General features: G+C 39.7%; 14 protein-coding genes. 11 read left to right on the top strand and 3 right to left on the bottom strand.

The window, feature by feature from the left end; genetic code table 11:
* The first annotated feature begins 8 nt into the window (after positions 1 to 8).
* From GXK58_RS12550 to GXK58_RS12535, 4 genes are read left to right on the top strand one after another with little or no spacing between them, the layout of a single operon-like run.
* The gene (locus GXK58_RS12550; protein WP_160723296.1) at positions 9 to 593 is read left to right on the top strand and encodes a cob(I)yrinic acid a,c-diamide adenosyltransferase; all 585 of its coding nucleotides are present in this window, start codon (positions 9 to 11) and stop codon (positions 591 to 593) included.
* Positions 594 to 1,088, top strand: coding sequence for an ECF transporter S component (locus GXK58_RS12545; protein ID WP_160723294.1), 495 nt, complete (start codon positions 594 to 596; stop codon positions 1,086 to 1,088).
* A complete protein-coding gene (locus GXK58_RS12540; RefSeq protein ID WP_160723292.1) occupies positions 1,085 to 1,801 on the top strand; it encodes an AIR synthase related protein in 717 nt (238 codons plus the stop codon). Before GXK58_RS12545 ends, GXK58_RS12540 begins: the two co-directional genes overlap by 4 nt.
* A gap of 31 nt (positions 1,802 to 1,832) precedes the next feature.
* Positions 1,833 to 3,203: a cobyrinate a,c-diamide synthase gene (locus tag GXK58_RS12535; protein ID WP_160723290.1), complete on the top strand. Its 1,371-nt coding sequence runs from the start codon at positions 1,833 to 1,835 to the stop codon at positions 3,201 to 3,203.
* A 276-nt stretch (positions 3,204 to 3,479) separates the two neighbouring features.
* Here GXK58_RS12535 and GXK58_RS12530 read toward each other — a convergent pair whose 3' ends face one another.
* Both GXK58_RS12530 and GXK58_RS12525 read right to left on the bottom strand, forming a co-directional pair.
* Complete coding sequence (locus tag GXK58_RS12530) at positions 3,480 to 5,033, bottom strand: ABC-F family ATP-binding cassette domain-containing protein (protein WP_160723288.1); 1,554 nt, start codon at positions 5,031 to 5,033, stop codon at positions 3,480 to 3,482.
* Between the two features lie 431 nt (positions 5,034 to 5,464).
* Positions 5,465 to 6,358: a LysR family transcriptional regulator gene (locus tag GXK58_RS12525; RefSeq protein WP_160723286.1), complete on the bottom strand. Its 894-nt coding sequence runs from the start codon at positions 6,356 to 6,358 to the stop codon at positions 5,465 to 5,467.
* 133 nt (positions 6,359 to 6,491) lie between these two features.
* On the opposite strand from GXK58_RS12525, the gene GXK58_RS12520 reads away from it, so the two are divergent.
* The 4 genes from GXK58_RS12520 (at position 6,492) to GXK58_RS12505 (ending at position 11,436) form a co-directional block, all read left to right on the top strand.
* A complete protein-coding gene (locus GXK58_RS12520) occupies positions 6,492 to 7,847 on the top strand; it encodes an acyclic terpene utilization AtuA family protein (protein ID WP_160723284.1) in 1,356 nt (451 codons plus the stop codon).
* Positions 7,844 to 8,146 (top strand): AtuA-related protein, encoded by a 303-nt coding sequence (locus GXK58_RS12515; protein WP_160723282.1) that lies wholly within the window; start codon positions 7,844 to 7,846, stop codon positions 8,144 to 8,146. Before GXK58_RS12520 ends, GXK58_RS12515 begins: the two co-directional genes overlap by 4 nt.
* 31 nt (positions 8,147 to 8,177) lie before the next feature.
* Positions 8,178 to 9,872: a CocE/NonD family hydrolase gene (locus tag GXK58_RS12510; protein ID WP_160723280.1), complete on the top strand. Its 1,695-nt coding sequence runs from the start codon at positions 8,178 to 8,180 to the stop codon at positions 9,870 to 9,872.
* A gap of 70 nt (positions 9,873 to 9,942) precedes the next feature.
* Positions 9,943 to 11,436, top strand: a complete 1,494-nt coding sequence (locus GXK58_RS12505; RefSeq protein ID WP_160723278.1) for an ABC transporter substrate-binding protein — start codon at positions 9,943 to 9,945, stop codon at positions 11,434 to 11,436.
* A gap of 291 nt (positions 11,437 to 11,727) precedes the next feature.
* Here the strand turns inward: GXK58_RS12505 and GXK58_RS12500 are convergent, their stop codons facing one another.
* Entirely contained in the window at positions 11,728 to 12,639 is a 912-nt protein-coding gene (locus tag GXK58_RS12500; RefSeq protein ID WP_160723276.1) for a TauD/TfdA dioxygenase family protein, read from the bottom strand.
* 480 nt (positions 12,640 to 13,119) lie between these two features.
* Here GXK58_RS12500 and GXK58_RS12495 point away from each other — a divergent pair, with 480 nt between their 5' ends.
* The 3 genes from GXK58_RS12495 to GXK58_RS12485 are packed head-to-tail and all read left to right on the top strand — an operon-like array spanning position 13,120 to position 15,863.
* Positions 13,120 to 14,163: an ABC transporter substrate-binding protein gene (locus GXK58_RS12495; protein ID WP_160723274.1), complete on the top strand. Its 1,044-nt coding sequence runs from the start codon at positions 13,120 to 13,122 to the stop codon at positions 14,161 to 14,163.
* Between the two features lie 12 nt (positions 14,164 to 14,175).
* A complete protein-coding gene (locus tag GXK58_RS12490) occupies positions 14,176 to 15,003 on the top strand; it encodes an ABC transporter ATP-binding protein (protein WP_160723272.1) in 828 nt (275 codons plus the stop codon).
* 35 nt (positions 15,004 to 15,038) lie between these two features.
* Positions 15,039 to 15,863: an ABC transporter permease gene (locus GXK58_RS12485; protein ID WP_160723270.1), complete on the top strand. Its 825-nt coding sequence runs from the start codon at positions 15,039 to 15,041 to the stop codon at positions 15,861 to 15,863.
* The last annotated feature ends 18 nt before the right edge of the window (positions 15,864 to 15,881 follow it).

Here is a 15,881-nt window from a genome sequence, read left to right as displayed (position 1 = left end):
AAATTAAGATGAGAATTTACACACGAACAGGGGATCAAGGGAAAACCAGCATTATTGGGGGCAGGGTTGATAAAGACGATACTCGCGTAGAAGCTTACGGAACAGTAGATGAAGTCAATTGTTTTGTCGGACAGGCAATGGTTGAATTGGACAAGGAAATTTTTACGGATGTCTTGGCAGATTTAGAAAAAATCCAGCATGAATTATTTGATTGCGGAGGAGATCTTGCCAACATATCAGCAAAATGGGAGAACAAGCTTCAACAAGAGTCTATTGATTTCTTAGAATCAAGAATCGATCAGTATATGGCAGAGGCACCTGAGCTTGAACGTTTTATCCTACCTGGAGGAACAAAGCCTGCCGCATCCATCCACATTGCCAGAACTGTGACAAGAAGAGCGGAGAGATTAGTCGTCAAACTATTGAAGACAGATCGAAAACCGCCGGAAATTACTCAGAAATTTTTAAATCGGTTATCGGATTATTTCTTCGCCTTGTCCAGGGTCATAAACTTCCGCCTGCAAGTGAAAGACGTTGAATATGTCCGTAGTGCGAAAGTATTTCGGGATGGAAAACGTAAGGCGGAAAAGTAAATGAATATAAGAAAAATAAGTTTACTAGCTTTAATGATTGCCTTGTCAGCAGTTGGGGCAAGCATCAAAATTCCTGCAGTTGTCAATAGTGTGGCTTTGGATGCATTTCCGGCTCTTCTTGCTGCCGCCTTTTTGGGAAAAGGTTTCGGAGCCATTACCGGTGGGCTCGGTCATCTATTATCGGCAATGATTGGCGGTTTTCCTCTGGGTGCGCTGCATTTCGTCATTGCAGTTGAAATGGCTATGCTAGTTTGGGTATTCGGGATCTTCTATGAAAAAAACAAAAAAATCTTGGCGGGCCTTGTTTTTGTTGTAAGTAATGCTTTTGTAGCGCCGAGCCCGTTTATTTTTATCATGAATTTGGGCTTTTATACTGCAATGATCCCTTCACTGTTAATTGGTTCGGCCATGAATACAGTGCTCGCAATCATTTTAATACCAAGACTTTCATACTTGGTGCAGTTTAGAGTAAAAAAGAAGGACTTCGACCTATGAGAAATGTTAAAACCATTCCTTTTCAGGAGGCAGGCAATCTTATTATTGCCAGCGATAACAGTGGTGCGATAGGAATAAAAAAAGATGACCTTGTTTTGGCACCATATGAAACAATTGCCTATTACTCTTTTCGAGTTGCCGTGATTGAATGTATGGCAGCAGGCGGAGAACCTGTATCGGTCGTTCTAAGTAACTTTTGCGGGAACGAGGCATGGGAGAAACTAACAAGAGGAATCGAAAGGGGCCTAGACGAACTTCAATTGAAAGATGTTGTGATTACAGGAAGCACAGAAAGCAATTTTTCATTGCAGCAATCTGCCATTGGGGTGATTGTCATTGGCAAAAAGCCAAGTGGAGAGATGGAAGATTTCATATTTAACGAACAGTCGCAGCTCGCTATTATTGGTAAGCCGTTGGTTGGTAATGAAGTAATCGAACAAGAAAATCATATTGTGCCATTGTCTATTTTTCAAGAGATTAGCAGGATGGATGGGATACAGGTGTGGCCTGTCGGTTCTAAAGGGATTTTATTTGAAATGAATCAGCTGAGCAAGAGTAAAACATTTGTAAAAGATAAAATGATTACGGAAGTAGATGTAGTTAAATCATCCGGACCAGCTACGTGTTTTATTGCAATTTATCAGGAAAGTGTAGAACCAGAAATTAGAAAATTGGCCGGAAGATATTTTCATACGGTCAAAATCATGAGCTAAATAAGAAAGCTCGAGGGAGGAGGGTTCAGCCGTGGAAAATCGTAGACTTGTCATTGCAGGTACAGGCAGCGGTGTCGGGAAAACAACTTTAACGATAGGACTTATGTCAGCCTTAATAAAAAAAGGTTATATTGTTCAAGGTTTTAAATGTGGTCCCGATTATATTGACCCCACCTATCATACAGCTGTAACCGGCAGACCAGGGAGGAATATTGACAGCTGGATGCTAGAGTCTGAGATTGTTAAAGAGATTGTATACCGTGGTAGCAAAGGGGCAGACATTTCCATTATAGAAGGGGTAATGGGATTCTTTGATGGGCATAATCCACTGAATAATACTGGTTCGACTGCAGAAATCAGCATGATTACGGAAAGTCCAGTGATCCTTGTCGTTAACTGTGATAATATGGCCAGAAGTGCAGCCGCAATTGTCAAGGGATTTCAAGAGTTTCTTCAAGGAACTAATATTGTCGGTGTAATTGTTAATCAGGTAGGCAGTGAAGGGCATTTTCAAATCGTCAAATCAGCGATTGAACAAGAATGCAAGATTTCGGTTCTAGGCTATTTGAAAATGGAACATGATCTTAGTATCCCGGAAAGGCACTTGGGGTTGATTCCTTCCGTGGAACGGGGTGACCTTACCTCCTATTTTGACAGACTTGGAGATTTAGTGCTTGAAACTGTGGATGTTCAATCCTTATTTGGACTAGCTAAGGCTCCAGCTTTAAAAATTAAAGAGTCCCAGTTTATTCGAAAAGAAAAATTGAAGGTACGAATTGCGGTTGCAAGAGATTCTGCTTTTAACTTTTATTATCAGGAAAATCTTGATATGTTGGAAGCGTTCGGGGCAGAGCTTGTTGAGTTTTCCCCGTTAAAAGGGGAAAAATTGCCGGACCATGTGAATGGTCTGTATATTGGCGGGGGATTTCCAGAAGAGTTTGCCGCAAAACTTGCTGAACAAAGAGATGTAAAATACTCCATCCGTACTAGGATTGAAAATGGCTTACCAACCCTGGCTGAATGCGGCGGCTTTATGTATTTAACAAATTCTCTTGAAACGACAGATAGAAAGAGATATGAAATGGTAGGGATCATTCCAGGTGAAGTGAAAATGCAACCCCAGCTTGCCGCTATAGGATATCGCGAAATTACAGGAGTGGAAGGCAATTATTTATTGGCTCCAAATCTAAAAGCAAAAGGGCATGAATTCCACTATTCTACCTTTCTCCCCAAAAAAGAAGGTCATCATGCCTACCAAATTAAAGGGATGCGAGGATTAACAGAAGAGGGCTATATGAAAGGGAATTTAATCGCGGGGTACACGCATTTTCATTTTGGTTCTTGCCCTGAAATGGTTGAAAATTGGCTGAAGAAATGTAAAGAGTCTCAAACAAAAAATTAAGCCTATAAAAATGACCCAAGACCATAAGACCTTTTCCTTTTTTGTATAGGACTTTGTACACTTATTAATCGGTTATTTAATTATCTGCCATCACCACCCAAGCCAAGTGGAGTGTGAAACCATTAATATTGGAATAGATAGAAGCTCATTCTAAATTTTGTTTTGATGAGCTTTTTTAAGAAATCTAAAAGATATTTTTATAAAAAATTTTGGATGGTTAATAAGAAAGGGGTATCCAAGTGATTTTTTATTCATTGGCTACCCCTAAATCTTTATTTAAAACACTTTCGTAGTCCAATCCTCACAATTCCAAATATCGGTCGCAATTTCACGATAGAAATCAGGTTCGTGGGATACCATCAAGATACTTCCGCGGTATGCCTTTAAAGCACGCTTCAATTCTTCTTTTGCGTCAACATCCAAGTGGTTGGTAGGTTCGTCTAGAATCAATAAATTCGTTTCTGTGTTTAAAATTTTACACAAGCGAACCTTGGCCTTTTCGCCACCAGAAAGGACTTCGACTTTACTTTCAATATGTTTCGTCGTTAATCCACACTTTGCAAGAGCCGCACGGACTTCCGCCTGATTCAAACTTGGGAACTCGCTCCAAATCTCTTCAATACAAGTGTTGTAGTTAGACTGTTTAACTTCCTGCTCGAAGTAACCGATGTGTTGATACTCGCCACGTTCCACTTTACCCGAAATTGGATCAACCAACCCAAGAATACTTTTTAAAAGAGTTGACTTACCAATACCGTTTGCACCCACGAATGCAATTTTTTGTCCGCGTTCCATTTTCAAGTTCAGAGGGCGGGAAAGTGGTTCATTGTAACCAATGACAAGATCTTCAGCCGTGAAAATATAACGACTAGCTGCACGAGCTTCTTTGAAGTTAAACTCTGGTTTCGGCTTCTCTTTGCCCAATTCAATAATGTCCATTTTGTCGAGCTTCTTCTGACGAGACATTGCCATATTACGAGTCGCCACACTTGCCTTGTTACGGGCAACGAAATCTTTCAAATCAGCAATTTCTTGTTGTTGACGCTTGTAAGCAGACTCTAGTTGTTGCTTCTTCATTTCATATATATTTAAGAAGTTATCATAGTCGCCAACATAGCGATTCAACTCTTGGTTTTCCATATGATAGATCAAGTTAACAACATTGTTCAAGAATGGAATATCATGTGAAATCAAGATAAATGCATTCTCATATTCCTGTAAATAGCGCTTCAACCATTCGATATGCTGTTCATCCAAATAGTTCGTAGGCTCGTCTAGTAATAGGATCTCAGGCTTTTCTAGCAACAGCTTAGCCAGCAAAACTTTCGTACGCTGACCACCGCTGAGATCATCTACATCTCGATCGAGTCCAACATCGTCTAATCCTAGACCACGAGCAACTTCCTCAACTTTTGAATTAATTTGATAGAAATCATTACTATCTAAAGTTTCTTGTAACTCTCCAACTTCTGCAAGTAAGGCATCGATATCAGCACCTTCGTCACCCATTTTTGCATAAAGTTCATTGATTTCTGCTTCAGTATCAAAAAGATATTGAAAAGCGGTGCTTAAAGCGTCACGCATCGTCGTACCTTTTTGAAGGACAGCATGCTGATCTAAATAACCAACACGAACTTTTCGTGACCACTCAACTTTCCCTTCGTCGGGCTGCAACTTCCCAGTAACGATATTCATGAAAGTAGACTTACCCTCACCGTTTGCCCCAACTAGTCCGACATGCTCTCCTTTTAAAAGTCGAAAAGACACATCATTAAAAATCGCACGATCACCGAAACCGTGACTTAAGTTTTTTACGTTTAATACACTCATTTTTTAACCCCTTATCTAATATCACATGTGGATATTTTACTAGATTTTAGCTACTTTTTCTATATTGAAGTAATTTTTGTGAAAAATGTAATCGATTTTCGAGGCGAATGGAAGTCTGCCCCTTATTAATTAAATGAGATTATTGAATTATATTTACTTGGATTATAACAATTGAGTAAGAGTCTAAGTAACGAAATCTCCTCTTCATCTATATTCTAAATTGTTGGAGGCAGAAAATCATTGTAAATTTTAGGGATATGGACCTTGAAATATTCAGATAAAAAATAATAGGGAAGTCATGAGACGTATAAAAATAACAGGCACAGATTTAGAAGTTCATTCCTTTCCCTTGAAGGAGTTGCTTTGGGAAGTAATTTTAATAAGGAAGACACCTTTAAATTAATAAAAAATTTTATCAAAAATCTTTTCTATTAACAGTCAATAAGATAACTGATAAAATGCTTGCAAAGCAAGGACATTTTTGAATCAGATTTGCTCATCATCACAATACTGCGGGGAGGAATAACTTTTTCTACATTTAATTGAAAGATTCGCCCTTGTTGAATCAACTCCAGTGCGAACATGGAAGGAACAATGCCAATTGCTAGATTACGTTCAACAAATGGCAGTACGGTTGTGGAGGTTCGAACACTGTATTCCGGATCAAGAAGAATTCCCTGCTCTTCAAACCACAAATCTAAATGTTCCCGAGCGCTCGTCCCTTTTTCTACTGTTACAAGCGGCAGCTCGCTTACCTCGTTTATGGACACAATCCGATTTTGGAGATTATTGTATGCAGAACCCGCTATTAAAATATCACGGAAATCCGAAACCTTAGTAATAATTAAATCTTCCGCATCAGGAATCGGGGAAACAGCAAAGGCTAAATCTACATTTCCATTACGCAGCATATGAATGATCTCAGGAGTCGAACTGCCCACAACATTCATATAGATGTCTGAGTGGCTTCGACGGAATGCCTCAATTTTTGGTATTAAATAATGATAAAGGGCTGTTTCGGTTGCACCAATTTCCAGCTTCCCAATCTCAAATTTTATCATTCGATTAAGCTCTTTTTCCCCGGTCATTAGCTCTTCCATTGCCTTCGTAACGTGCGAGAATAAAATCTCTCCTTCATTTGTTAATATCATCCCTTTTGCTGTTCGTGAAAACAATTTGCATTCAAAATGGTTCTCCAATTTTTTAATGGATTGTGTTACGGCAGGCTGTGAAAGGAACAAAGTATCAGCAGCTTTTGATATGCTGTTTAGACGTCCCACATAATAAAATGCACGATAATATTCCAAATTCAATTCAAGTGGCATCACAAATCCCCCTGCACTATTACTTATACTTATATTGTTTATAACTATCATTTATTAGCATTATAATACCTTTGCCAATTAAAATATAGGTAGAACAGATAGAAAGATAGACAAACTACTCGGAGATGAAAAAATGAAGTCAATTAGAATTGCGGCTGGAGCAGGGTTTGCGGGAGATCGAATAGAACCTGCACTGGATAACATTATCAGAGGGAATGTGGACTATATCATATTCGAATGCTTGGCAGAAAGAACCATTGCTCTCGCACAAAAGGAAAAGCATTCCAATCCAGACAAAGGTTACAATTATCTTCTAGAATATCGCATGGATAAAGTAATTCCATTGCTTAAGGACCATCCGGTTAAAGTCATTACAAATATGGGAGCAGCCAACCCCATTGCTGCAGCAAAGAAAATCTATGAAATTGCTTGTAAAAATGGGCTAAATCAATTGAAAATTGCTGCTGTTAGCGGTGATGACGTATTGAGTATAATCAATAACTATAGCCAAATGCCAATGATGGAAACGGGAGGTAAACTTGAAACAATCAGGGACAATATCATATCGGCTAACGCATATATTGGCGGACAAGCCATTTCAACAGCACTAGCAGAAGGGGCAGATATTGTTGTAACAGGCCGGGCTGCTGATCCTTCGTTAGCAACAGGTCCCATAATGCATGAATTTGGCCGATCCTATAGCGATTATGAGTTTCTCGGCAAAACAGTTGCAGCTGGGCATCTTTTGGAATGTGCAGGGCAGGTAATAGGCGGATATTTTGCTGACCCGGGTTATAAGGATGTACCGGAATTGTGGAATTTAGCATTTCCAATCCTAACCTTTTTTGAAAACGGCAACATAGTGATTGAAAAGCTTCCAGATACCGGAGGGATTTTAAACAATTTAACTGTAAAAGAGCAGTTGCTTTACGAAGTGCAAGATCCCATGAACTATATTACACCGGATGTAGTGGCGGATTTTTCTAATATTACGGTGGAGGAACTTGGAACCAATAGGGTGCTGGTGAAAGGAGCTTCTGGGAAAAGTAAAACCGGTTCATTAAAAGTAAGTGTTGGCTATCTTGATGGATTTATTGGCGAGGGTGAAATAAGTTATGGGGGACATAATTGTGTGGCCCGCGCTCAACTTGCAGAAGAAGTTATTAAAAAACGCATAGAAATACTAAAGGTGGATTATAAAGAGCTGCGGACGGATTTGATTGGAATCAATAGTCTATTTGGAGCAGCAACAGTTCAATTAGAAAAGACAGAACCAAATGAGGTTCGATTACGTGTATCGATGAGGACAGATCATAAAGAAATCGCAGAAATCGCAGCAAGAGAAGTAGAATCTTTATATGTAAATGGACCGGCAGGAGGAGGCGGAATTAGAGGAGATGTCACAAACATCGTATCAGTTGCATCTGTTCTGATACCCGAAGAAGATGTGAAATCTGGCATTATATGGGCTGGAGGTTCTGCACAATGAAGTTATATCAAATTGCGCACTCACGCACTGGTGACAAAGGAAATATCTCTACTATTTCTGTAATCGCTTACAGACAGGAAGACTACCCGTGTTTATGCGAACAATTAACAGAGGATAAAGTTTTGGCATGGTTTTCAAAAATAGGGGCAACAAGGGTGAAACGATATGAAGTTCCTAGTTTGGGAGCGTTAAATTTTGTTCTGGAAAACACTCTTGGGGGCGGTGTTACACGCTCATTGGCACTGGATAAACACGGGAAGTCATTAAGCGGACTTATGTTGGAAATGGACCTAAACTAAATAAAAGAAAGCGAAGGCAGGGGGGCTGGTTATGGATGAAAACGAATGGTTAGAGGAAGTTCAGCAATATATTAAACAGCAATACGCTAGTCTAGAAGTTAAGCCGATAGGTGAGGTACAAGAACCTGAAGAAATTATGTTAGCGATGGATGATGGTGTAAGGCTGCGTACAGTTGTGTATAACCCCCCTGGAAATGGTCCATTTCCAGCGATTCTAACACGAACCTGCTATCCTGCGATGGAAAGTATAATCCGTATCCAATCTGAAGAATACTGCAAGCGGGGATTCATGTTTGTCTACCAATTTTGCAGAGGAACTGGCGGTTCAGAGGGGAATTGGGAGCCAAATATCAATGAACGAAACGATGGGAAGAATACATTAGATTGGATTAACAGCTTGAATGAAGTGGAGAGTATCGGGTACATAGGGAATTCGTATCTTGCCCTTACAGGATGGGCAGTAGCAGATATTGTACCAGATAAGGTGAAGACCATGTACCTTACACATTACGGTACAGACAGGTTCACATCAGCCTACAAAAATGGATTGTTCAGACAAGATGTTCTGACTTCATGGGCAATGGATAACGCTGGCTTCCCAGTAAAGGCTGACTACATTGATTCTGCAAAATACCGGCCTCATATTAATGTTGATGAAGAGATGTGGGGAGCACGTCTCGATTGGTATCGGAGCTGGATTACAAGCACAAACCGGGATGACAGTTACTGGCGTGAAGGATTTTGGAGAGTGCTTGCTGATATACCGAAAAAGGTCACAATCCCCATTTATTTAGGTGGAGGCTGGTATGATCATCATCTGGGGAGTGCCTTCAAGACGTGGCAAAATTTATCGCAAAAAGCAAAAGAGCACAGCGTTTTCCGAATAGGGGCATGGAATCATGGTTTCATGCCATGCGTCCAAGGGGTTAAAGCGGAAAATTTGGATAATGCAGATGAAGTAAATGCGTTTAATTGGTTTTACAATTTGCTTGTCCAAAAAGAACTACCTGATGGGGAAGTAAAAATTTATAAAATTGGTGCTGACCTTTGGCAAAGCAAACGGGAATACCCATTTCAAAATGGTCAGTTGGAGTACTTTTTTTCAACTGACAAATGTGATGAAGGTGCATATGTGCTGCAAAGAAATGCGCCTGAAAAAAAGGACCAATTACACTATATTTACGATCCTGCTCATCCTGTATTATCTCATGGCGCAGAATCCATGATGCGTACCATGAATGAAGTCGGGAGTCTGCCGCAGCCCGAATGCGGGTGGCGTGAGGATGTCTTAAGTTTTGTATCTCCACCGCTTGAGACGGATCTTGATATTTTAGGCAATATAAAATTACAGTTATATGTCAGCTCAGAGGCCAAGGATACAGCATTTACCGCAAAAGTAATGGAAATACACGAAGATGGCAGAACGTATAACATACGTGGGAGCATTGGAACACTTGCCTATAGACAAAATGACGAAAGCAGCCGTTTGCCTTATGAACCAGGTGACATTGTAGAACTACATTTGGATATGTGGGATATTTCGTGGCGGCTAAAAGCTGGTTCACGCCTGCGTGTAGATATTTCCTCATCTGATTTTCCGCAATACTCTATTCATAGCAATCAAGAGGGGATTTGGTCATTACAAGAATCCACAAAAATAGTAAACCAGACACTGCACTTTGGGGGTAATTGCAAATCCCGCCTAATCCTTCCTATAGAAAGGTAAGTCGGATTTTCGTTAAGAGAGATAGTTAAGATTAAGAGAATCATATCTACAATTAGAGGGGATAAAAAATATGAAAAAAACAAGAATGATGGTAAAGGTATTTTTACTCGTTTTAGTCGCTATCCTTTTGACAACAGCTTGCTCTAGCAAAAGTAGTACAGGTACTACAGAATCCGGGGATAAAGGCTCAGCTTATAAAATCAAAATGGCCTACGTTAGCACTGGAACCAATCTTGATGACATTTCACAAGTGCAGGAGGAAATAAACAAGATTACCAAAAGGAAAATAAATGCCACTGTCGAGTTGGATCCAATCGGTATATCTGCATGGGACAATCAATCAAAGTTGATGGTAGCAAGTGGTGAAAAATTAGATCTCATCCTCTCCACATCGGTATTTGGTAATTATGCTCTTCAGGCAACAAGAGGAGAATTTATTCCCTTAGATGATTTACTAAAATCGCATGGAAAAGACATACTAAAGGTTTTTTCTGAAGATGTACTGGAAGGAACGAAAGTGAACGGTAAAATTTATGCAATCCCTAGTGCCAGGGAGTTTGGAGCTAATTATGGCTTTATAATGAGAAAGGATATTGTTGATAAATATCATATTGATCTCTCAAAGGTTAAGACATATCAAGATTTAACAGATGTATTTAAGATTGTGAAAGAGAATGAATCTAATTTAACCCCAATTGTAAACACTGGGAGTGGTGCAACAGATTCAAGGCTTGGTGGAATGTATGATTCATTAGGGGACGGTTTTGGAGCTATTAACTATCATGGTGATCCTAAGAAAATCATTAATTTATATGAAGATAAAGATTATATAGATCAGATTCAGTTATCAAGAAAATGGTACGAAGCAGGATACATTATGAAAGATGCAGCTACATCAAAGGAAACTGCGGCAAACATTGTAAAAGCCAATAAAGGATTCGGTTACTTTAATAATTTAAAACCTGGTTTTGAAGCGCAAGAATCAAGGCTAACTGGTCATGAGATGGTTTCTGTGGCACTATCAGATAGTTATATGGCAACAAATGGTGCAACAGCATTTGGTATGTCTATTTCTAAGAATAGTGAAAATCCTGAAAAATCGATGGAATTTTTAAATCTCTTATATAGCGACAAAGATATTATGAATCTACTCGCTAACGGAATAGAAGGTAAACATTATACCCAAAATTCTGATGGATCAATTAGTTTACCAGAAGGGGGAAAGGAGTCAAAGTATGTATTTAATAACTGGGAGGTTGGAAATAACTTCCTAACTTCTGTTTGGAAGGGTGACGATCCTGATCACTGGAAGCAATTACAGAGTTTTAATGATTCCATGATTAAATCACCAGCTTATGGTTTCACTTTCGATGTTAATCAAGTGAAGTCAGAAATTGCAGCATGTCAGAATGTAGTAAATCAATACCGGGATGGACTAGGATCTGGAACATTAGATCCTGATAAGTCACTAGTAGATTTTAATAAAAAGTTAAAAGCAGCTGGAATAGATAAGATTATTAAGGAAAAGCAAAAACAATATGATAAGTGGATGAAATTGCAATAATCCATCATAAAAATAATGGCTCTCAACCAGTTGGTTGGGAGACTTTTTATGTACATTTAAGGCTAACAAGTGTCATAACTTAAGGAATTTTATCGGTTAAATATAATATAATTATGTAAACTTATAATCAAGATGCAAAAATTTATTTACCATAATTTGTATTAAAGTTGTTGGATATATATCTAAAAAGAACGATGCTGCCGCAAGCTGCATCGTTCCTTTTTAATTAGGATCGTAGTTTAGATGTTTAATACATTTACATTACCTATCATAAAGGGATGGAAGATCCATTTATTGAATCTTTCTTACTTTCGTTTTTGTGATACTACGGCGGCCATCTAAGCTGCTAGGTGTCTCTCCATCAATTGTAACTCTTCGGACAACTCTTTGTGCATTGCCATAGTCATTGACTGCATAATGTTGGGTTGCGCGGTTATCCCAAATGATGACATCCCCCGCTTTCCATTTCCAGCGGACCGTATTTTCGAGTTGTGTAACGTGTCCTTGCAGGACTGAGAATATATGTGCAGAATCAGTGGAAGAAAGCCCGACAAAGTTTTTCACAAAATGGCCGAGTAGGAGATGGCGCTCTCCTGTTTCAGGATGGACATGGACAACGGGATGTTCGGTTTCATAAATGGTGGAAGTAAAGACCTCATCATGGCGTTTTTTCGCTTCAGCTGAAACGTTATTTTTCTTGGACGCATAATCGTAAGCATTGGTATGGACTGCCCATAATTGATTGGCTAGAATTTTTAATTCTTGTGGCAGATTTTCATAGGCAGCAGCTGTGTTTGCCCAAACGGTATCGCCACCTGCCTCTGGTATCACTACTCCCCGTAAAATAGAGAACTTAGGATATGCCGCTTCAAACGTTACATCTGTATGCCATGAATCGGCACGACCGCCATGATCCGAATGAAGTTCTAAAATATAGTTTGTTCCATTTTTTGCTGGAACCGTTGGATGAACAACTGGTTTACCGAACAGTTGCGCAAAAGCTTCCTGTCCTTGATCGTCTAATTGATGTTGATCACGAAAGAAAACAACCTTATACTTTAACAGGGCTTCACGGATAGAATCAACAGTATTGGCGTCTAGTTCACCTGAAAGTTTTACCCCTGAAATTTCTGCTCCAATCCGTCCAGCCACTGGTGTGACTACAATTGCAGCTCCATTTTGCACTTCTTTCACATTACTCATTTTATTTCCTCCTTGTTTTTCACCGCGAAAGCGGCGCTTAAATAATGGACCGATAAGACAAAAGAAAGCCAGAGCATTTGGCTCCGGCTTCCAGGTGACTGGTCAGCAATTCATTTGAATGTTAATTATGTAATCCCTATCGGTTTAATGTGATTTTAAAGGGTCTAAATTCTACTGTCAATTAAAAATATATAATGAGACTAATAGAAAAATCCTATTTGGAAAATTTTAAACATACCGTTGACGTTTAAAAATAGAGCTGTTAGGATAAGTGAAAACCAAGTAATTCAATAGGAAATAACCTATATCCACCGGACAACCGGAGACTTTTCTTTAAAAAGAGATGTCTTCGGTTTTTTATTTTCAAGAAACAGGCACCAAATAGAAATGCACCCAAAGCTCTTAGATATTTCTCGTAGCCGGTAAGGATATTTCAATTGGATGGATTGGTTTAGATCTTAAGAGAAGGAAGGGCATGTTATGAGGAATTGGAAAGGGAAAGTACTTTTATTATTAGTAGTATTGTCAATCGTTATTTCCGCTGGATGTCAGGAAAAAAAGACAGGTGCAGCCGGGACTAAAGAGGATGGCGGGTATGAAACATTAAAAATAAGATATGAAGGGTCGGTTGGCAGTGTTATTTACCCAGAGCTAGCGGAGGATTTAGGCTATCTTGGTCCAATTAAACTGGATTGGATCGGAAATCAAACAAGCGGACCTGCTTCTATTCAAAATGCAGCTACCGGTCAAACCGATTTTGGCGGTGCATTTAACGGGGCTATAGCCAAATTGATAGCGAGCGGGGCACCTATTAAGTCAGTCATTGGTTATTACGGCAGTGATAAGGATACATATACCGCTTATTACGTATTAAATGACAGTCCGATAAAAACTGCCCGCGACTTAATTGGAAAAAAGGTAGGTATGAACACAATGGGAGCCCATGCTGAATTCGTTCTAAAAGAATATTTAAAACAAAATGGATTAACAGATGAGGAAATTAAGAAAGTAACTTTAGTTGTTCTGCCACCGGTAAGTACAGAGCAAGCACTGCGGCAAAAACAAATCGATGTCGCTGTTTTGACTGGGATGTTAGGGGATCTGGCTGTAAAAAATGGTGGGCTCAGCAAACTTTTTAGTGATTATGATTTGTTAGGTCCGTTTACAGCCGGCAGCTATGTCTTTACCGAAAAATTTATTAAACAAAATCCAAATACAGTGAAAAAGTTTGTTGAGGCTACAGCAAAAGCCATTGAGTGGGCACAGACCCATTCACGAGAGGAAGTGATAGCCCGTTATGAATCTATTATTGAGAAACGGGGGCGCAAAGAAGATACAAAAACGCTGCAATATTGGAAAAGTACCGGTATAGCTGAGAAAGGTGGAGTGATTCAGGAAAAGGAATTTAGTATTTGGGTCGATTGGCTGAAGAAAAATGGTGAGTTCAAAGATGGCGAAGTGAAAATAAATGATTTATATACCAATGAATTTAACCCATATAAGGATGAACTTCAAAAAAAGTAAAGAGGTGAGAGAATGACAGCAAAAATTGAGTTTGAACATGTCAGTAAGGTCTTTAAAGTAAGGGATGTAGATAAAGGAAAGGGATCGTTTAAAGAATTTACAGCCATTAAAAATGTTCATTTTTCGGTAAACAGTGGAGAATTTCTTTCATTAGTAGGCCCATCTGGCTGCGGAAAGTCCACTTTGCTGGACCTTTTAGGAGGTCTGACGAAACCCACCTCCGGACGGATCTTATTGGATGGAAAACCGATTGAGGGACCCGGTTTAGATCGGGGGATTGTCTTTCAGCAGTATGCATTATTGCCTTGGAAGACCGCCAAAGGAAACATTGAATTTGGTCTAGAGTCAAAAGGTATTCCGAAAAGAGAGCGGGCTGAAATTTCGCGCTACTATTTGTCACTGGTTGGATTATCAGGTTTCGAGGATCGTTATCCGCATGAACTCTCAGGAGGAATGAAGCAGCGTGTGGCTATTGCCCGAAGTTTGGCGTTTGACCCTGAGGTGCTGTTAATGGATGAACCTTTCGCTGCACTTGATGCACAGACACGTGAAACCTTGCAGACAGAATTGCTTCGAATCTGGGAACATACTAAAAAGACCATTGTGTTTATTACACATGGGATTGACGAGGCAGTGTATCTAGGCCAGCGTGTGGCCGTCATGACTTCCCGGCCGGGTACGATTAAACAAATTATTGATAATCCGCTCCATTCAACAAGTCACGAAGAGGATCTGCGTTCGACCACAGCATTTGCAAATGCACGGCACCAGATTTGGGATTTACTCCGAGAAGAAGTGGTCAAAGCGCAAACATTTGAGAATAAGGATCAATCAGCTTAACAAGGTTTTAATTACTTAATAGAAGAGGTGAAGAAATGTCTGTTTTTGATAAATCATTCACAGTCCCAATGCAAAGTTCCCAGCGGATTGGTTTTAAATTTCATTGGGTGCAAAGTCTTGTAAAACAATCGATTGTCATTTTGCTTTTATTAATCCTTTGGGAAGCCGCTCCCCGAATGGGTTTTGTGGATCCCACATTCTTTCCGCCTTTTTCCAAAGTAGCAGAGAGTTGGTGGGGGTTAGTCATTTCGGGTGATCTGTATGCCCACTTTCAGGCCAGTATTCTCCGTTCGCTTTTCGGATTTGGGCTGGCAATCCTCGTTGCTATTCCTTTGGGGTTAAGCATTGGCTGGTATCCACTGGCTAGCGAATTGTTAAATCCGGTGCTGGAGGTGTTTCGTAATACAGCAGCCTTAGCGTTATTACCAGTCTTTATCCTGCTGCTTGGGATTGGTGAAACCTCTAAAGTTTCCATCGTCTTTTTTGCTTGTACGTTTCCGATTCTATTAAATACGATTAATGCTGTTCGAAATGTCGATCCGTTACTTATTAAGGCCGCGAAATCGATGGCACTGCCCCCGTACAGGTTGTTTTATAAAGTCATTTTGCCGGCTTCAATTCCGACTATTTTTACCGGAATACGTATGGCTGGATCCTCATCCATTCTTGTGTTGATTGCAGCCGAAATGGTTGGTGCTAAGGAAGGTCTGGGATACCTGATTAATTACTCGCAGCAGAACTTCCAAATCCCACAAATGTATGCAGGCATTATTACCATTTCATTGCTTGGTGTGTTCATCAATTATCTATTGGTATCCTTAGAAAAGAAATTTTCAAGCTGGAAAACAAATACAAATTAAGATTAAAAGAAAGAAGGA

The organism is Bacillus sp. USDA818B3_A, from assembly GCF_009928415.1.
Lineage (GTDB): Bacteria > Bacillota > Bacilli > Bacillales > Cytobacillaceae > Neobacillus.
Note: the sequence above shows the minus strand (reverse complement) of the source record. Positions and strands in the feature narration are given on the sequence as shown.